Source organism: Bacillus sp. FJAT-14266, assembly GCF_001719225.1.
Classification (GTDB): Bacteria; Bacillota; Bacilli; order Bacillales; family Bacillaceae; genus Bacillus; species Bacillus subtilis.
Genome location: NZ_CP017072.1, coordinates 3,924,116 through 3,942,000, shown reverse-complemented (window position 1 = coordinate 3,942,000; position 17,885 = coordinate 3,924,116). Strand labels below are relative to the sequence as shown.

The following is a 17,885-nucleotide window of genomic DNA, read 5'->3' as shown; positions in this document are numbered from 1 at the left end:
AATGTGGGAGCAGTTGTATGATCCGTTTGGAAACGAGTATGTGAGCGCACTTGTGGCGCTCACTCCGATTCTCTTTTTTCTTTTGGCTTTAACTGTTTTGAAAATGAAAGGCATTCTTGCGGCATTTCTTACCCTAGCCGTCAGTTTCTTCGTCTCCGTTTTGGCATTTCATATGCCGGTTGAAAAAGCGATTTCTTCTGTTTTGTTAGGAATCGGGAGCGGGCTGTGGCCCATTGGCTACATCGTCCTGATGGCGGTGTGGCTGTATAAAATCGCCGTGAAAACCGGGAAATTTACCATTATTCGGTCCAGCATTGCCGGCATTTCGCCTGACCAACGATTACAGCTATTATTAATTGGTTTTTGTTTTAACGCGTTTTTAGAAGGCGCGGCCGGTTTTGGTGTTCCGATTGCGATTAGTGCGGCGCTGCTCGTCGAACTTGGTTTTAAACCGTTAAAAGCGGCGGCGCTCTGCTTGATTGCAAACGCCGCCTCCGGAGCCTTTGGGGCGATCGGGATTCCTGTCATCACAGGGGCGCAGATTGGTGATTTGTCTGCTCTTGAGCTGTCACGGACATTAATGTGGACACTGCCGATGATCTCATTTTTAATACCATTCCTGCTTGTATTCTTATTAGACCGAATGAAAGGAATCAAACAGACATGGCCCGCTCTTCTGGTTGTGAGCGGTGGGTATACAGCGGTTCAGACACTGACAATGGCGGTGCTCGGACCGGAATTAGCAAACATTTTGGCGGCCTTATTCAGCATGGGCGGGCTTGCCCTCTTCCTCCGCAAATGGCAGCCGAAAGAGATTTACCGCGAGGAAGGGGCCGGCGATGCTGGTGAGAAAAAGGCATACCGTGCCGCTGACATTGCGAAAGCGTGGTCTCCATTCTACATTTTAACTGCGGCGATCACCATCTGGAGCCTTCCAGCATTCAAAGCGCTTTTCCAAGAAGGCGGGCTGTTATATCAATCAACGCTCCTGTTCAAAATGCCTTTTCTGCATCAGCAAATTATGAAAATGCCGCCGATTGCGCCATCTGCCATGCCGTTAGATGCAGTCTTTAAAGTTGATCTGCTGTCAGCGACTGGTACAGCGATTTTAGCGGCGGTCATCGTGACAGGGCTGTTCAGCAAAAAGTTCTCCTCTCGGGATGCCTTTGCTTCCCTGAAGGAGACAGGAAAAGAGCTGTGGGTGCCGATTATGACGATCTGCTTCGTGATGGGGTTTGCCAATCTGGCCAACTTCGCAGGGCTCAGCTCTTCAATTGGATTAGCATTGGCGAAAACAGGAGACCTGTTCCCGTTTGTCAGTCCTGTTCTTGGCTGGATTGGCGTGTTCATTACTGGTTCTGTTGTCAGCAATAATGCTTTGTTCGGTCATTTGCAGGTTGTCACCGGAGCGCAGATCGGTGCGGGTTCAGACTTGCTGTTAGCCGCAAATACGGCGGGCGGTGTCATGGCGAAACTTGTTTCTCCTCAATCTATCGCCATCGCTGCCGCAGCGGTCGGCCAAACAGGCAAGGAATCTAAACTGTTTAAAAAGACAGTGGCGTACAGCCTGATTCTGTTAGTGATTATTTGTATATGGACGTTTATTCTTGCAAGATTTGGAGTGTAATAGAAAAAAGCAGTACATGCCCAGCATGTACTGCTTTTTTATGTTAATTTGCTTTCTTTGTCATTTCGGCTGTTGTTTTCACTCTGGCTTTCCCCATAAATAAAATGGTAACCGCCGCGAGGACAATTGGAATCAAAGCGAGCAAAAACACATACGTAATACTTGATGACATCGCGTCAATAATGCGATTCAGGATCGCATCAGGAATCTGGGAACGTGTTCCCGCTTGGAATATCTCCTGCGGGTCGCCAATATTTTGCGCAGCACCTGATCCCGCTGAGCCTTTCATCCCGCTGAAGGCGTCGGTCAGCTTGTTCGTGAATACGTTTGTTTGCACCGTTCCGAAAATGGTGACGCCTAAGGTCATGCCAAATGATCGCAAAAATGAATTTGTAGAGTTTGCCGTTCCCCGAAAGCGAGGTTCAAGATCATTCATCGATGCCGCCGGCAGCAGGGAAAAGTTAAAGCCTACACCAAAGCCTGAAATCATCATGAAGACTGTCAGCCATACCCGTGCTGTGTCAGGCGTCATATTGGAAAGAAGCAGCATGCCGATAAAGAAAGCTATAACAGATATCAGCATCAAATTGCGGAAGCTTGCCTTCGTTTGGAAGATTCCGCCGATCATGCTTCCGATGACTGATCCAATCATCATCGGCGTCAGAATGAAGCCCGCGCTTGTCGCCGAGCTGCCGTAGACCGCCTGAACAAAAATCGGAATAAATACCGCTAAAATAATAAATGTTCCGCCATACAGGAAAGCGAGAATCTGTGCTGTGGCAAACAAGCGGTTCTTAAACATCCAGAAAGAAATAATCGGCTCTTCTGCTTTTCTCTCCACAATAAAAAAGGCAATGAAGAAAACGGCGAATACAATAAACAGCCCGATGATCTGAATGGAATTCCAATCGTATGTTTTGCCGCCAAGCTCAAGGGCGAACATCAGGCATACAATGGATACGACTAAGGTAATCGCGCCGCCCCAGTCTATTTTCTGCTTTCTGTGCTCCAGAGATTCTTTGTAGTAGCGAATAATGAAAAACAATGACAATGCGCCGATCGGCACATTGATGTAAAACACCCAGTGCCAACTGATCGAATCTGTAATGATCGCGCCTAAGAGCGGACCAAGAACACTGGATAATCCAAATACAGCACCGAACATGCCGGACATTTTTCCGCGTTTTTCCGGCGGAAACAAATCAAAGATAATGGTAAAGGCAATCGGCAGGAGCGCGCCGCCTCCGATCCCTTGAATGGCCCGGAAGATGATCAGCTGATTCATCGTCTGGGCAATCCCGCATAAAGCAGAACCGATTAAGAAAAAAATAAGTCCAAACAGGAAAAAACGTTTTCGGCCGTACATATCGGAAAGCTTGCCGTAAATCGGCATGCCAGCCATAACCGCCACCATATAGGATGCCGTCACCCAGGCAAATTTATCGAAGCTTCCAAGATCGGCTACGATATTGCCCATCGCGGTGGCAACAATCGTATTGTCCATTGCAGACATCAAGATGCCCAGCAGGAGACCGAGGACCACAAATTTGGTGGAAGCCTGTTTTGCTGTTGTTGTGTCCATTTGTTCTACCTCCTCTTACTTTTCTATGTAAGTTCTGATATCATGATAATAGTTTGATCGTTGAATATCTCGATTATCAAGATAAACTCGATTTTATAGGGAGGACTGTCAGTTGTCAACAAGAAATTCCAGAAGTGAGTTGGAAAGGACTGCTGTTCAGCTTTTTCGAAAACTGGGCACAAGAACGGTCCTGTTTCATCAGGCAGCCGCTCAAGCTCTCGGTCTGTTTCCTACCGATTTGAAATCAGCTGACATTTTAAATGAAGCAGGGCCGATGACGGCCGGAGAGCTGGGAAAAAAAACCGGCCTCAGCACGGGTTCCGTCACGGCGCTTGTTGACCGGCTGGAAAAAGCGGGGTATGTGGCTCGTGAAAAGGACCCGAACGATCGCAGGAGAGTCGTAATCGTCCCTTTGACTGCTTCGAAAAAACATATAAAGGATTTGTTCCGTCCTCTGTCTGAGTCAACGATGGATTTGTGCCGCGAATATACGGAAGAGGAGCTGGAACTCATTTTCAGTTTTGTAGGCAAAGCTGCCGATATTATGGAGGAAGAGCTTGAACGTCTGAAACAGTAAGTGAATTTGTGCATAGCTTGGCCCGTTCCCGAATAAATTGTACAAGTTACATAAGAGAAGGGAGTACGGGCCGGTGAACATTTTTTTGAGCTATATTGTGCTGGGACTGTCCTTGTCTGCGCCTGTGGGGCCAGTGAATGCGGCGCAAATAGACAAAGGAATTAAAAACGGTTTTTGGCATGCATGGATTTTCGGTTTAGGCGCCATGACAGCGGATGGGCTGTACATGCTTTTTATCTATTTCGGGCTGTCGCAGTTCTTGACCGCTCCATTTGTGAAAACGTTTTTGTGGCTGTTCGGCTTTTTTGTCCTGACCTATACCGGAATTGAAACGCTGAAAAACGTCAGAGAACCGATGGATGTGCGAAGCTCGCGGGGGAAACCGTCATACAGGAAAACATTCGCATCGGGTTTTCTCATTTCATTGTCAAACCCATTGAGCATCCTTTTTTGGCTTGGAATTTACGGAAGCATTCTTGCGAAAACAGCAGAGGCCTACAATATGAATCAGCTTCTAATCTATAGCTCCGGCATCATGATCGGCATTTTAATCTGGGATTTCTGCATGGCTATCACAGCCAGTACGTTCAGAAACCTGCTTCATGAAAAGCTATTGAGAGGATTGACCGGAATCGCCGGTGTATCCCTCCTTGTGTTTGGCTTTTACTTTGGTTATCAGGGCATCAAACAGTTATTGGGCTGATTCATGAAGGACAGTCACCTGCCGCTTCCAGTTTTAATATAGTATCCAGATGATACTGGAGGTGGATCAATGGTGAATGGGATTTACACCAAAAGTTTTCTGGAACGTATTCAGGAAGAGCTTCCTGAATGGCAAAGAATCGCTTTTGAGCTGCTGGCAGAAACTCTGGGAGACGACGCGGATACGTTTCCGTGCATTCCCGGACGCCAGGCGTTTCTGACTGATCAGCTTCGGATTGCTTTTGCCGGAGATCCGCGGGAAAACCGTACAGCGGAGGAACTGGCTCCGTTGCTTGCGGAGTACGGCAAGATATCGCGGGACACGGGAAAATACGCATCCCTCGTTGTGTTGTTTGATACACCGGAAGATTTGGCGGAGCATTATTCGATTGAAGCGTATGAAGAGCTGTTTTGGCGCTTTTTAAATAGACTGAGTCATCAAGACGAAAAAGAATGGCCGGAAGACATTCCGGCCGATCCCGAGCATTATAAATGGGAGTTTTGTTTTGACGGCGAGCCGTATTTCATTCTGTGCGCTACACCGGGGCACGAGGCAAGAAGAAGCCGGAGCTTTCCTTTTTTTATGGTCACGTTTCAGCCAAGGTGGGTGTTTGATGACCTAAATGGATCAACTGCATTTGGCCGTAACATGAGCAGGCTGATCCGATCTCGTTTAGAGGCCTATGATCAGGCTCCGATTCACCCGCAATTAGGCTGGTACGGAGGAAAGGATAATCGTGAATGGAAGCAGTATTTCCTCCGTGATGACGAAAAACAGGTATCGAAGTGCCCGTTTTCTTATTTAAAGAACATGTTCAACAAAATGAAATAAATCAAGGACTGGCAGGGCGATCTTTATGACCCTGCTTTTTTTGATAGATCATGGTCACGATGGCGATGATCACGAGAAAACCTATGCTGACGAAAAAACCGGGCCGGCTTGATTTTTCAAACAATGTACCGGACACAGCCGCAGCAATCAGAACCATCGCTAAATAAATTTGCGTTTTTCCCATGCCCTCGGGATCAGTCAGCTTTTTGCTGGAGAACAGGATAAACAGCCAAGTGTATAAAAGCATAAGCCCCGCAGCTGTTGTCATATGCTCATAAATGTTTTTAGGCAGCACTAACGACAGAATAATGGAGAGAACAAGCCCCGCAAACGTCAGCCCAAGTGCCGGCCAGCATATTTTTTTGCCTTCCTTTAGAGTAAAGCATTTCGGCGCGTCGCCGTCATCAGCCATCGTACAAAGCAATGTCGTAACCGCAAATAGCGAAGCGACAAGGGTCGAGAACCCGGCGATAATGAAAATCCCGTTAAATATATCAAGGATGATCTCAAGGTTGTATCCTTTTAACGACGTAATGAACGGGCTGTCCTGTTCTGTAAACTTGTGTAACGGAACCAAAAGCAGAGCCAGCCCGATTGAAATGATATAAATAATCGCCAGCGTTGCCAGCATCAGTTTCCCTGATTTAGACGCTTCCTCAGGTTTTTTTAAGTGAACCGCCATCAGCCCCATGACCTCAATCCCGCCAAAAGCGTAAAACGCGTAGATTAAACCTGTCCACAGCCCCATGGCGCCGTATGGGAAAAACTCACTCGTCTTATTTGGAACATGTATGCCATGATTTCCGCCGGACAGGATACCGCATAAAGCCAGGATGGCAATGACAATAAACATAAAAATAGCAGCTGTTTTAATGACTGCCAGCACGTTTTCTGTTTTTTCAAAGACGGACAGGCCGGTGAAAATAATAAGGAGCCCCAGTACTGCATAGATTGAGGCAAACACCCATAGCGGCACTTGAGGAAACCAATGCTTCGTAAATAGCGAAATGGCTGTCAGCTGGCTTCCGGTAATCAGCATTTCTGATGTCCAGTACACCCAGCCGTTGCTGAAGCCTGCCCATTTGCCGAATGCTTTTCGGGCATACGCACAAAACGAGCCTTTTTCCGGCTGCTTCGCCGATAGCTTGGCGAGCTGTTCAAAGACAAAATACGTACCGATCCCTGCGATCAGAAATGAAAGGAGAACGGAAAAACCGCTTTTTACAATTGCGATGCTGGAACCGAGAAAGAAGCCTGTTCCAATCGTGCAGCCGACTCCGATCAGTGACAGCTGCCACCAAGCCAGATTCCCTTTTGGCTGGTCTTTTTTTGTTTGGCTCATTATTTATTCAACCCCTTTTATCTAAGGTTAGATTGTGATCTGTCCAAAGCTTATATACATCGGATTTTTGCCTCTTTTTACATGGAGAAGGAAGCGGACGCTCATACTAATGAAAAAAGGAGCAAACCAATGACACAGCAATATATTGTGGAGCCGAAAAAAGGGCTTGGGCTGAAGCTGAAAAAGGGTCAGATTTTAAAGGTGGTTGATGTAGAAGGGCAGCAGGTGGCTGATTTTGTCGCATACCATGCCAAGGATTTTTATGAACACCTTGATCAGGGAGCGACGATAGACGCCAATCACTCCATTCATGTGAAGGTCAACGACCATCTCTACTCCAACCTGTATAAGCCGATGTTAACCCTGATTGAAGATACGGTCGGCAAGCATGATCTGCTGTTGCCCGCCTGCCGTCCTGATATGAACAGGCTCTTATATGGGAAGCAAAAGGATGAGTTTCAGGATACGTGCTATGACAATATGAACCGTGCGCTTGAGCAGTTTGGCGTACCGAAGCCTCACATGCATTACCCATTTGCGATTTTTATGAATACTGTCCTTGATGAGAAAGGGAATCTGTCTGTGGAAACGCCGCTTTCGAATGCCGGAGATTATGTAAGGCTCAGGGCGGAGATGGATTTAATTGTCGCGTTTTCTTCCTGCCCGATTGAAAAAGGGAAATGCAATGGCGACAGTGTGACATCCATACGGGTTGAAGTCAGCTGATCTCTCTTGTTCACTGTGAATGAAGACCTGTGCTATATTTAATAGGGATACATAACAGTCATGATTCATTTTCATTGATTTGGGGAAATGATCAGTAACAAGGGAAAATGTACAGGAGGAATGATTGGGATGAGCATGCAGGAAAAGATTATGCGTGAGTTACATGTGAAGCCCTCAATTGATCCAAAGCAAGAAATTGAGGACCGAGTCAATTTTTTAAAACAATATGTAAAGAAAACCGGTGCTAAAGGCTTTGTATTGGGAATCAGCGGCGGCCAGGATTCAACACTTGCGGGAAGACTCGCTCAGCTTGCGGTGGAGAGCATTCGCGAGGAGGGCGGAGACGCTCAATTTATCGCTGTCCGTCTTCCGCATGGCACACAGCAGGATGAAGACGATGCCCAGCTTGCTTTGAAGTTTATTAAGCCGGATAAATCATGGAAGTTTGATATTAAATCGACAGTCAGCGCTTTTTCTGATCAGTATCAGCAGGAAACAGGCGATCAGCTGACTGACTTTAATAAAGGAAACGTAAAAGCAAGAACAAGAATGATCGCGCAATACGCGATCGGCGGCCAGGAAGGCCTTCTTGTGTTAGGAACAGACCATGCTGCTGAAGCAGTGACTGGTTTCTTTACGAAGTACGGTGACGGCGGAGCAGACCTCCTGCCGCTGACAGGCTTGACGAAGCGCCAGGGAAGAACCTTGCTGAAAGAGCTGGGTGCACCGGAACGCTTATACTTAAAAGAACCGACTGCCGATCTGCTCGACGAAAAACCGCAGCAGTCGGATGAAACAGAGCTTGGCATTTCCTACGACGAGATTGACGATTATCTCGAAGGAAAAGAAGTATCAGCGAAAGTATCAGAAGCGCTGGAAAAACGCTACAGCATGACTGAACATAAACGCCAGGTTCCGGCGTCTATGTTTGATGACTGGTGGAAATAAGTTGAAGAAAGCCCGCTCTCGGAGCGGGCTTTTGTCGTGTACAGAAGCTTTATTTGATGCGGATATGATTCAGCTTTACCATTAATCTGTCGGCGAACCTTCGGAGGCTGCCTCTCGTATCAGGATCTAATGGGAGTTCGGCTCTCGCGGCAATGTTCTCTGCCACATCCTGAATCGACAGGTTGTCTGTTTGAATGTGGTCCTCAAAAATGGGTGATGATAAACCTTCAATGCAGCGGTCAATTTGTTTGGCGGCCCAGGAGTTTTTTCCTTCTGCTCTGGTGCGCAGCCTTTTTAACAAGGTTTCCTTTGAAGCCATTAGTGTAAAGTGGTGAACGATCCTGCCTTCATGCCTGAGCCTGCCGATGATCTCATTGAAGTATTCAGGATGTACAATCGTCATAGGCACAATAATGATGCCGCGGTATGTATCTGTCAGAGAAGCTAGCAAACTGTAATTGAACGCCCGCCATAAAGGATAGCTTTGAAAATCGTCCTTTGCGATCTCCTGCGGCACCATGGAGCGCAGCGCAAAACCCATTTTCTCGGGATCATACACGTAAGATGGGTTCAGCCTTCTGTGCAGTTCGAAGGCTGTTTGTGTTTTTCCGGAACCGAATGCCCCGTTTATCCAAATGATCATCGCCATTTCTCCCTTCCTATTTATCATACAGAAAAAGACCCTTCCATCGAAGAGTCAGCTGGAAAAACAATAAAGGCGGAAGGTTTTAACGCTTTTTTGCGTCGAAGTATTAAAATACCTGCAGAAATGTTGTACAATGAATGTCATTCAGGCAAAAATGATTAAAAAAAAAAGCGCACTATAAGCTTGACCGGTAAAGCCGGTATCTATATAAATATTCGCTAAATAAGCATATAATGAATATAAAATTTCATTCCTTAGGAGGATTTCGCCGAAGATGAACGCTAAACGAGCCATCCCAGTAAGAGAAAGAAATATCGTCCTGATCGGATTCATGGGTGTAGGAAAAACGACAATCGGCCAATTGGTCGCTAAAAAATTATATAGAGATTTTATTGATATTGACCAACAGATCGAAAAGGATTTCAATATGTCAATTCCTGAGATATTTGAGAAAAAGGGGGAAGACTTTTTCCGGAAAACGGAGAAGGAATATATTTTAGACATCTGCCATCATAAACGATTCAAAATCGTATCTCTGGGCGGGGGATCTTTTAAACAAGAAGAAATCAGAAATTGCTGTCTGGAAAACTGTCTCGTGCTTCATCTGGACCTGTCATGGGAGAACTGGAAGCAGCGCGCGGATTTATTGATCGAAAGCCGCCCTGTACTGCATAACCGTTCAATGGATGAAATGGAACAGCTGTTTAACGAAAGAAAAGTCATTTATGACAAGCACAATTCAAAAGTGGCAACAGACAACCTTTCCCCGGAAGAGGTTGCCGATTACATTGTTGAGACATTAAAAATTGGCTGGGATCTTTATCAGCCGATGTAAAAAGCCGTGCGCAGCGCACGGCTTTTTTTATCGTTTTATCCCTTGTATCAAAATCGCTTTTAAACAAAAGGAGATGGGCTGTCCGTTTTGGTTCAATGTAATACAGAACGTGTCGCGTGCTTCGTCTGATGCGTGATTCAAGTGGGTAATGATTTGTTTTTTCCGGTCAGCGGGAGTTCCGCCTCGTTTGATCCAGCTATCGTATTGAATCGGCAAGTTCCACTTTTGGATGTCTTGATAGGGCAGTTGATTGGCGCTGAACATCGACTGCCATTCTGATAATGAGCTTTCTCGAACATGGGAAGGGTCTCGAAGCCGGTTCAAATGATTGACAAACTCATCAAGAACGGGATCTTCAGGCGCGTAATGATCAACTAAGAGAAAACGTCCGTCCTGTTTTAGTACGCGTGCAACCTCGCTGACAGCTTTGCGGACATCTGAAAAATGGTGGGCTGCGTATCGGCAGGTGATGATGTCAAATGAATCGTCGGGGAAGGGGAGTGACTCTGCCGTTCCTTGCTGAAAGCGTACGTTTTCAGCTCCTTTTTCTTGCGCGAAGGAGGACGCAACCTCAACCATCTCTTTCGTCGCATCAACACCGATGCACTCCTGTACATAAGGAGAAAATGCCAGCGCCGTATGGCCGGCGCCCGCTCCTATATCCAGCACTCGATGCTCTGCCCGGCATTCCGCTGTTTTGATCATCAACCCCAAATCTTCCCCCTCGGCAAATACCTTTTCATCCCGATACATCTCGGCGTTTTTAGAAAACGGTGTTTCATTAGTCATTTGAACCAGCTCCTTCTTTTCGTAAATGATGATATGGATTATGTTAGCAATTTTTGTTATGATTCGTCCAAGATATAAAAATGATGAAAATGATAGGTTCAACCTATGGAGGCTGAAATGGATATTAAAGTGATGGAATATGCAGCGGAAATTGCCCGGCGCCAAAGCTTTACAAAGGCGGCGGAACATCTTCATATCGCACAGCCGTCTCTCAGCCAGCAAATCAAAAAGCTTGAGGCTGAGCTGGGGCTTACCCTTTTTCACAGATCCCATAGCTCTGTTACACTGACACCTCACGGCAGGCGTTTCATTGAAAAAGCCGAGGACATCATTCGTTCCAGAGATGATTTGCTTCGGGAAATGCAGGAGCGATCACAGGGAATCGGTCATAAATTATCCATCGGGATTCCTGCTGTAACAGGGAGATATCTCTTTCCCCCGCTGCTGAAGCAGTTTTTGGCGCGCTATCCTCATGTGGAAGTTCAGCTTGTTGAAAAAGATCCGGTTTCATTAGAGGAGATGACGGCAAAGGGAGAAGTTGACCTTTCTGTTTTATCCTTGCCGATCGAGGATGAACGGCTCTCCATTACACCCTTGCTCACGGAACCGGTTGTTCTCGCGGTGCCGAAGGAAAAACAAAGGTGGATGCCGCCGGAATTGGTCGCGCTGATTGAGAAAGCGCTGGAAGAAGATGAGGGACGCCAGCCGTGTGTGCCGATTGACATGGTAAGGAACGTGCCATTTATTCTGTTAAAAGAAGGCTTCGGCTTTCGCAGGACAGTTCTCGATCTCTGTGCGGAAAGCGGCTTTAAGCCGAATGCCGCCTTTAAGACAAGCCATATTGAAACCGCCCAATCTCTTGTGGCTAACGGATTAGGTGTGACAATGGCGCCGAATATGGTCAGAAGGGATAAAGATCCGGGTGTGATCTATTTATCGATTCAATCCGCGCCATCACGAACCCTCGTCTTCGTCTTTTTAAAGAACCGCTATGTCAGTCTGACCGCCCGGGCCTTTATGGAACTAAGCCGGGAAAGTCTTAAACAAACGTTTGATGAAGGCTGTCTGGGAAACAATGATGAAAATATTTAGAAAACAAAGCCGAAACGTGGTAGTATAGGAATACAAACTATATCTTATAAAACAAAGGGGAATAATCGGAAATGCAACTATTCGATCTGCCGCTCGACCAATTGCAAACATATAAGCCTGAAAAAACAGCACCGAAAGATTTTTCTGAGTTTTGGAAATTGTCTTTGGAGGAACTTGCAAAAGTCCAAGCAGAACCTGATTTACAGCCGGTTGACTATCCTGCTGACGGAGTAAAAGTGTACCGTCTCACATATAAAAGCTTCGGAAACGCCCGCATTACCGGATGGTACGCGGTGCCTGACAAGGAAGGCCCGCATCCGGCGATCGTGAAATATCATGGCTACAATGCAAGCTATGATGGTGAGATTCATGAAATGGTAAACTGGGCACTCCATGGCTACGCCGCATTCGGCATGCTTGTCCGCGGCCAGCAGAGCAGCGAGGATACGAGTATTTCACCGCACGGTCACGCTTTGGGCTGGATGACGAAAGGAATTCTTGATAAAGATACATACTATTACCGCGGTGTTTATTTGGACGCCGTCCGCGCGCTTGAGGTCATCAGCAGCTTTGACGAGGTTGATGAAACAAGGATCGGTGTGACAGGAGGAAGCCAAGGCGGAGGTTTAACCATTGCCGCAGCGGCGCTGTCAGACATTCCAAAAGCCGCGGTTGCTGATTATCCTTATTTAAGCAACTTCGAACGGGCCATTGATGTGGCGCTTGAACAGCCGTACCTTGAAATCAATTCCTTCTTCAGAAGAAATGGCAGCCCGGAAACAGAAGTGCAGGCGATGAAGACACTTGCATATTTCGATATTATGAATCTCGCTGACCGAGTGAAGGTGCCTGTCCTGATGTCAATCGGCCTGATTGACAAGGTCACGCCGCCGTCCACCGTGTTTGCCGCCTACAATCATTTGGAAACAGAGAAAGAGCTGAAGGTGTACCGCTACTTCGGACATGAGTATATCCCTGCTTTTCAAACGGAAAAACTTGCTTTTTTTAAGCAGCATCTTAAAGGCTGATAAATGTGAAAAGCCGCCGCATATCATCAGGCGGTTTTTTTCTGCAAACTGCCGGAATGAGAACAGACTGGAGACGAATAGATATGAAACAAAGAATCATTGATGAATTAAAACGGATCGAGCAGTCATACGGAGTCAAAATCGTGTATGCCGTCGAGTCAGGAAGCCGCGCATGGGGATTTCCCTCGCAGGATAGTGATTACGACGTCCGCTTTATTTATGTGCCGAAAAAGGAGTGGTATTTTTCAATTGAGCAGGAGCGTGATGTCATTGAGGAACCGATTCACGATTTGCTGGATATCAGCGGCTGGGAGCTGAGAAAAACGCTTCGGCTTTTCAAAAAATCAAACCCTCCGCTCCTCGAATGGCTGTCCTCAGACATTGTGTATTATGAAGCATTTACGACCGCAGAGCAGTTAAGAAAACTGCGCACGGAGGCATTTAAGCCTGAAGCAAGCGTGTATCACTATATCAATATGGCGAGAAGGAACGTCAAGGATTATCTACAAGGACAAGAGGTCAAAATTAAAAAGTACTTCTACGTTCTTCGGCCTATTTTGGCTTGCCAATGGATTGAAAAGCACGGAACCATTCCGCCAATGGACTTTACTGTTTTGATGAATGAACTTGTTGCTGAATCCGAGCTGAAGGCTGAAATGGAAACCTTGCTTGAACGGAAAAGAAGAGGGGAAGAGCTTGACCTCGAAGCAAGAATCGATGTTATTCACCAATTCGTTGAAACGGAAATCGAAAGAATCATGGAAGCGGCAAAAGAACTGAAGGCAGAGAAAAAAGATATGACATCTGAATTGAACCGTTTGCTTTTGAATACGGTTGAAGAAGTGTGGAAGGATGGAGGAAGCTGATGTTTTTTGTCGCTTCCTTTTCTCCTTTATTCGACAGAATCCCCCCCGACTTTCTAACTATCTGATTGTGGCAAACCCACAAAAATAATCAGAATCTTTGTATTTTGAGAATATTGTGAACGCTGGTTTTGTCCATTTACAATAAACTCATACAAATACTTCTTAGATTGCGGGGTGTTGAGGTTGGAAGTGATCACAAGAGATTTTTTCTTATTTTTATCCAAAAGCGGCTTTCTCAATAAAATGGCGAGGAACTGGGGAAGCCGGGTAGCAGCGGGTAAAATTATCGGCGGGAATGACTTTAACAGTTCAATCCCGACCATTCGACAGCTTAACAGCCAAGGCTTGTCAGTTACTGTCGATCATTTAGGCGAGTTTGTGAACAGCGCCGAGGTCGCACGGGAGCGTACGGAAGAGTGCATTCAAACCATTGCGACCATCGCGGATCAGGAGCTGAACTCACACGTTTCTTTAAAAATGACGTCTTTAGGTTTGGATATAGATATGGATTTGGTGTATGAAAATATGACAAAAATCCTTCAGACGGCCGAGAAACATAAAATCATGGTCACCATTGACATGGAGGACGAAGTCAGATGCCAGAAAACGCTTGATATTTTCAAAGATTTCAGAAAGAAATACGAGCATGTGAGCACAGTGCTGCAAGCCTATCTGTACCGGACGGAAAAAGACATTGACGATTTGAATTCTTTAAACCCGTTCCTTCGCCTTGTAAAAGGAGCTTATAAAGAATCAGAAAAAGTAGCTTTCCCAGAGAAAAGCGATGTCGATGAAAATTACAAAAAAATCATCCGAAAGCAGCTCTTAAACGGTCACTATACAGCGATTGCCACACATGACGACAAAATGATCGACTTTACAAAGCAGCTTGCCAAGGAACATGGCATTGCCAATGACAAGTTTGAATTTCAGATGCTGTACGGCATGCGGTCGCAAACCCAGCTCAGCCTCGTAAAAGAAGGTTATAACATGAGAGTCTACCTGCCATACGGCGAGGATTGGTACGGCTACTTTATGAGACGCCTTGCAGAACGTCCGTCAAACATTGCATTTGCTTTCAAAGGAATGACAAAGAAGTAAAAAAGGAGAGATTATCATGACAACACCTTACAAACACGAGCCATTCACAAATTTCCAAGATCAAAACAACGTGGAAGCGTTTAAAAAAGCGCTTGCGACAGTAAGCGAATATTTAGGAAAAGACTATCCGCTTGTCATTAACGGCGAGAGAGTGGAAACGGAAGCGAAAATCGTTTCAATCAACCCGGCTGATAAAGAAGAAGTCGTCGGCCGAGTGTCAAAAGCTTCTCAAGAGCACGCTGAGCAAGCGATTCAAGCGGCTGCAAAAGCATTTGAAGAGTGGAGATACACGTCTCCTGAAGAGAGAGCGGCTGTCCTGTTCCGCGCTGCTGCCAAAGTCCGCAGAAGAAAACATGAATTCTCAGCTTTGCTTGTGAAAGAAGCAGGAAAGCCTTGGAACGAGGCGGATGCCGATACGGCTGAAGCGATTGACTTCATGGAGTATTATGCACGACAAATGATCGAACTGGCAAAAGGCAAACCGGTCAACAGCCGTGAAGGCGAGAAAAACCAATATGTATACACGCCGACTGGAGTGACAGTCGTTATCCCGCCTTGGAACTTCTTGTTTGCGATCATGGCAGGCACAACAGTGGCGCCGATCGTTACTGGAAACACAGTGGTTCTGAAACCTGCGAGTGCTACACCTGTTATTGCAGCAAAATTTGTTGAGGTGCTTGAAGAGTCCGGATTGCCAAAAGGCGTAGTCAACTTTGTTCCGGGAAGCGGAGCGGAAGTAGGCGACTATCTTGTTGACCATCCGAAAACAAGCCTTATCACATTTACGGGATCAAGAGAAGTTGGTACGAGAATTTTCGAACGCGCGGCGAAGGTTCAGCCGGGCCAGCAGCATTTAAAGCGTGTCATCGCTGAAATGGGCGGTAAAGATACGGTTGTTGTTGATGAGGATGCGGACATTGAATTAGCGGCTCAATCGATCTTTACTTCAGCATTCGGCTTTGCGGGACAAAAATGCTCTGCAGGTTCACGTGCAGTTGTTCATGAAAAAGTGTATGATCAAGTATTAGAGCGTGTCATTGAAATTACGGAATCAAAAGTAACAGCTAAACCTGACAGTGCAGATGTTTATATGGGACCTGTCATTGACCAAGGTTCTTATGATAAAATTATGAGCTATATTGAGATCGGAAAACAGGAAGGGCGCCTAGTAAGCGGCGGTACTGGTGATGATTCGAAAGGATACTTCATCAAACCGACGATCTTCGCTGACCTTGATCCGAAAGCAAGACTCATGCAGGAAGAAATTTTCGGACCTGTCGTTGCATTTTGTAAAGTGTCAGACTTTGATGAAGCTTTAGAAGTGGCAAACAATACTGAATATGGTTTGACAGGCGCAGTAATCACAAACAACCGCAAGCACATCGAGCGTGCGAAACAGGAATTCCATGTCGGAAACCTATACTTCAACCGCAACTGTACAGGTGCTATCGTCGGCTACCATCCGTTTGGCGGCTTCAAAATGTCCGGAACGGATTCAAAAGCAGGCGGGCCGGATTACTTGGCTCTGCATATGCAAGCAAAAACAATCAGTGAAATGTTCTAAGCGGGACTAAATGGGCATCCTCCCTGCGGGGGTGTCCATTTCATCCATATACTATAAAAAAGAGGAGGAAGTGCCATAGAAAACACACAGCTGATTATTTCGATTTGTATTTATATGGCGGGAATGCTGCTAATCGGCTACTTTGCTTACAAGCGTACGTCGAATCTGACGGATTACATGCTGGGAGGACGCTCTTTGGGTCCGGCAGTAACTGCTCTCAGTGCCGGCGCTGCCGATATGAGCGGCTGGCTGCTAATGGGGCTTCCGGGCGCCATGTTTTCTACTGGTCTGAGCGGCGCTTGGATCGTCATCGGACTTTGCCTTGGAGCGTGGGCGAACTGGCTTTACGTCGCACCGCGGCTGAGAACCTATACTGAAAAAGCGGGGAATTCGATTACAATTCCCGGATTCCTGGAAAATCGCTTCGGAGATCAAACAAAGCTTCTCAGACTGTTTTCAGGAATTGTCATTTTAGTCTTTTTCACGTTTTATGTATCGTCCGGAATGGTGTCCGGCGGCGTCTTATTCAACAGCATCTTGGGGATGGATTATCACACCGGCCTGTGGATTGTGACGGGTGTTGTTGTGGCATATACCCTGTTTGGCGGCTTTTTGGCAGTCAGCTGGACAGATTTTGTTCAGGGGATCATTATGTTTGCCGCACTCATTCTTGTGCCGATCGTTACGTTTTTCCACACGGGAGGAGCAGGTGATACAGTTGCTGACATCCGCTCTGTAGATCCTGATATGTTTAATATTTTCAAAGGAACGAGCGTCCTTGGCATTATTTCTTTGTTTGCCTGGGGGCTGGGATACTTTGGCCAGCCGCATATTATTGTGCGTTTTATGGCGATAACGTCCGTAAAAGAGATCAAAAGAGCGCGCAGAATTGGGATGGGCTGGATGATTTTGTCTGCAGTAGGCGCAGTGCTGACCGGTTTGGGCGGAATCGCTTATTACCATCAGCGCGGCATGACACTGAAGGACCCAGAGACGATTTTTATTCAATTAGGGAATATCTTGTTCCATCCGATTATCACGGGTTTTCTGATTTCAGCGATTTTGGCCGCGATTATGAGTACAATTTCTTCCCAGCTGCTTGTGACATCAAGCTCTCTGGTAGAAGATTTGTATAAGTCGATGTTCAGACGCTCAGCTTCAGATAAAGAACTGGTGTTTTTAGGCCGACTGGCTGTTCTGGCTGTTTCAATTGTCGCGTTGGTTCTGGCTTGGGAGAAAAATAACACCATCCTTGGATTGGTCAGCTACGCGTGGGCGGGCTTCGGTGCATCATTCGGGCCGGTTGTACTGCTCAGTCTGTTTTGGAAACGAATGACTAAATGGGGGGCACTCGCCGGCATGATTGTGGGAGCAGCGACTGTAATCATTTGGGCGAATGCCGGTCTTTCGGACTTTCTGTATGAAATGATACCTGGTTTTGCTGCGAGTCTATTATCTGTCTTTTTTGTCAGCATATTGACGCAGGCTCCGTCACAAGCTGTCACAGACCAGTTCAACGACTACCAAGATACAATGTCACAATAAAGATCGAAAGGAGGAGGAAGGGGCTGTCCCTTTTTCCTCTTTTCTCCTTTTAAGCGGCCATTTTTTTCTTTTGGAAACAAACG

General features: G+C 46.4%; 17 protein-coding genes. 13 read left to right on the top strand and 4 right to left on the bottom strand.

All coding sequences use genetic code 11. The features are described from left to right. The first annotated feature begins 1 nt into the window (after position 1). Positions 2-1,627, top strand: coding sequence for an L-lactate permease (locus tag BGM23_RS20340; protein ID WP_038428329.1), 1,626 nt, complete (start codon positions 2-4; stop codon positions 1,625-1,627). 43 nt (positions 1,628-1,670) lie between these two features. Here BGM23_RS20340 and bmr3 read toward each other — a convergent pair whose 3' ends face one another. Further along, positions 1,671-3,209: a multidrug efflux MFS transporter Bmr3 gene (gene bmr3, locus BGM23_RS20335; protein WP_032724880.1), complete on the bottom strand. Its 1,539-nt coding sequence runs from the start codon at positions 3,207-3,209 to the stop codon at positions 1,671-1,673. Positions 3,210-3,321: 112 nt separating this feature from the next. Here bmr3 and BGM23_RS20330 point away from each other — a divergent pair, with 112 nt between their 5' ends. The 3 genes from BGM23_RS20330 (at position 3,322) to BGM23_RS20320 (ending at position 5,320) form a co-directional block, all read left to right on the top strand. After that, complete coding sequence (locus BGM23_RS20330) at positions 3,322-3,786, top strand: MarR family transcriptional regulator (RefSeq protein WP_046664293.1); 465 nt, start codon at positions 3,322-3,324, stop codon at positions 3,784-3,786. Between the two features lie 73 nt (positions 3,787-3,859). Then, complete coding sequence (locus tag BGM23_RS20325) at positions 3,860-4,489, top strand: LysE family translocator (protein WP_003246469.1); 630 nt, start codon at positions 3,860-3,862, stop codon at positions 4,487-4,489. A gap of 69 nt (positions 4,490-4,558) precedes the next feature. Then, positions 4,559-5,320 carry a YqcI/YcgG family protein gene (locus tag BGM23_RS20320; RefSeq protein ID WP_003246374.1) on the top strand — a complete coding sequence of 254 codons (762 nt, stop codon included), beginning with the start codon at positions 4,559-4,561 and terminating at the stop codon, positions 5,318-5,320. 1 nt (position 5,321) lies between these two features. On the opposite strand, the gene BGM23_RS20315 is transcribed toward BGM23_RS20320, so the two are convergent. Then, the gene (locus BGM23_RS20315) at positions 5,322-6,662 is read right to left on the bottom strand and encodes an amino acid permease (protein ID WP_029727057.1); all 1,341 of its coding nucleotides are present in this window, start codon (positions 6,660-6,662) and stop codon (positions 5,322-5,324) included. Positions 6,663-6,791: 129 nt separating this feature from the next. Between BGM23_RS20315 and BGM23_RS20310 the strand changes: the two genes are divergently transcribed. After that, the gene (locus BGM23_RS20310) at positions 6,792-7,388 is read left to right on the top strand and encodes a DUF1989 domain-containing protein (protein ID WP_003246345.1); all 597 of its coding nucleotides are present in this window, start codon (positions 6,792-6,794) and stop codon (positions 7,386-7,388) included. 129 nt (positions 7,389-7,517) lie between these two features. Further along, positions 7,518-8,336 carry an ammonia-dependent NAD(+) synthetase gene (nadE, locus tag BGM23_RS20305; RefSeq protein ID WP_003246440.1) on the top strand — a complete coding sequence of 273 codons (819 nt, stop codon included), beginning with the start codon at positions 7,518-7,520 and terminating at the stop codon, positions 8,334-8,336. A 49-nt stretch (positions 8,337-8,385) separates the two neighbouring features. Here nadE and tmrB read toward each other — a convergent pair whose 3' ends face one another. Then, positions 8,386-8,979 carry a tunicamycin resistance ATP-binding TmrB gene (gene tmrB / locus BGM23_RS20300; RefSeq protein WP_029727058.1) on the bottom strand — a complete coding sequence of 198 codons (594 nt, stop codon included), beginning with the start codon at positions 8,977-8,979 and terminating at the stop codon, positions 8,386-8,388. Between the two features lie 277 nt (positions 8,980-9,256). On the opposite strand from tmrB, the gene BGM23_RS20295 reads away from it, so the two are divergent. Beyond that, positions 9,257-9,817, top strand: coding sequence for a shikimate kinase (locus BGM23_RS20295; protein WP_003246473.1), 561 nt, complete (start codon positions 9,257-9,259; stop codon positions 9,815-9,817). A 27-nt stretch (positions 9,818-9,844) separates the two neighbouring features. Here the strand turns inward: BGM23_RS20295 and BGM23_RS20290 are convergent, their stop codons facing one another. Beyond that, positions 9,845-10,606, bottom strand: a complete 762-nt coding sequence (locus tag BGM23_RS20290; protein WP_015715211.1) for a class I SAM-dependent methyltransferase — start codon at positions 10,604-10,606, stop codon at positions 9,845-9,847. Between the two features lie 117 nt (positions 10,607-10,723). Between BGM23_RS20290 and BGM23_RS20285 the strand changes: the two genes are divergently transcribed. From BGM23_RS20285 to putP, 6 genes are all read left to right on the top strand, one after another. After that, positions 10,724-11,698: a LysR family transcriptional regulator gene (locus BGM23_RS20285; RefSeq protein WP_029727059.1), complete on the top strand. Its 975-nt coding sequence runs from the start codon at positions 10,724-10,726 to the stop codon at positions 11,696-11,698. A gap of 71 nt (positions 11,699-11,769) precedes the next feature. After that, positions 11,770-12,726 (top strand): cephalosporin C deacetylase, encoded by a 957-nt coding sequence (gene cah, locus BGM23_RS20280; RefSeq protein ID WP_029727060.1) that lies wholly within the window; start codon positions 11,770-11,772, stop codon positions 12,724-12,726. A gap of 83 nt (positions 12,727-12,809) precedes the next feature. Then, positions 12,810-13,592: a nucleotidyltransferase domain-containing protein gene (locus BGM23_RS20275; protein WP_029727061.1), complete on the top strand. Its 783-nt coding sequence runs from the start codon at positions 12,810-12,812 to the stop codon at positions 13,590-13,592. Positions 13,593-13,781: 189 nt separating this feature from the next. Then, entirely contained in the window at positions 13,782-14,693 is a 912-nt protein-coding gene (gene putB, locus BGM23_RS20270; RefSeq protein WP_072173922.1) for a proline dehydrogenase PutB, read from the top strand. A 16-nt stretch (positions 14,694-14,709) separates the two neighbouring features. Continuing rightward, positions 14,710-16,257 (top strand): L-glutamate gamma-semialdehyde dehydrogenase, encoded by a 1,548-nt coding sequence (gene pruA, locus BGM23_RS20265; RefSeq protein ID WP_003234655.1) that lies wholly within the window; start codon positions 14,710-14,712, stop codon positions 16,255-16,257. 90 nt (positions 16,258-16,347) lie between these two features. Then, positions 16,348-17,802: a sodium/proline symporter PutP gene (gene putP, locus BGM23_RS20260; protein WP_072692962.1), complete on the top strand. Its 1,455-nt coding sequence runs from the start codon at positions 16,348-16,350 to the stop codon at positions 17,800-17,802. Positions 17,803-17,885 lie beyond the last annotated feature (83 nt).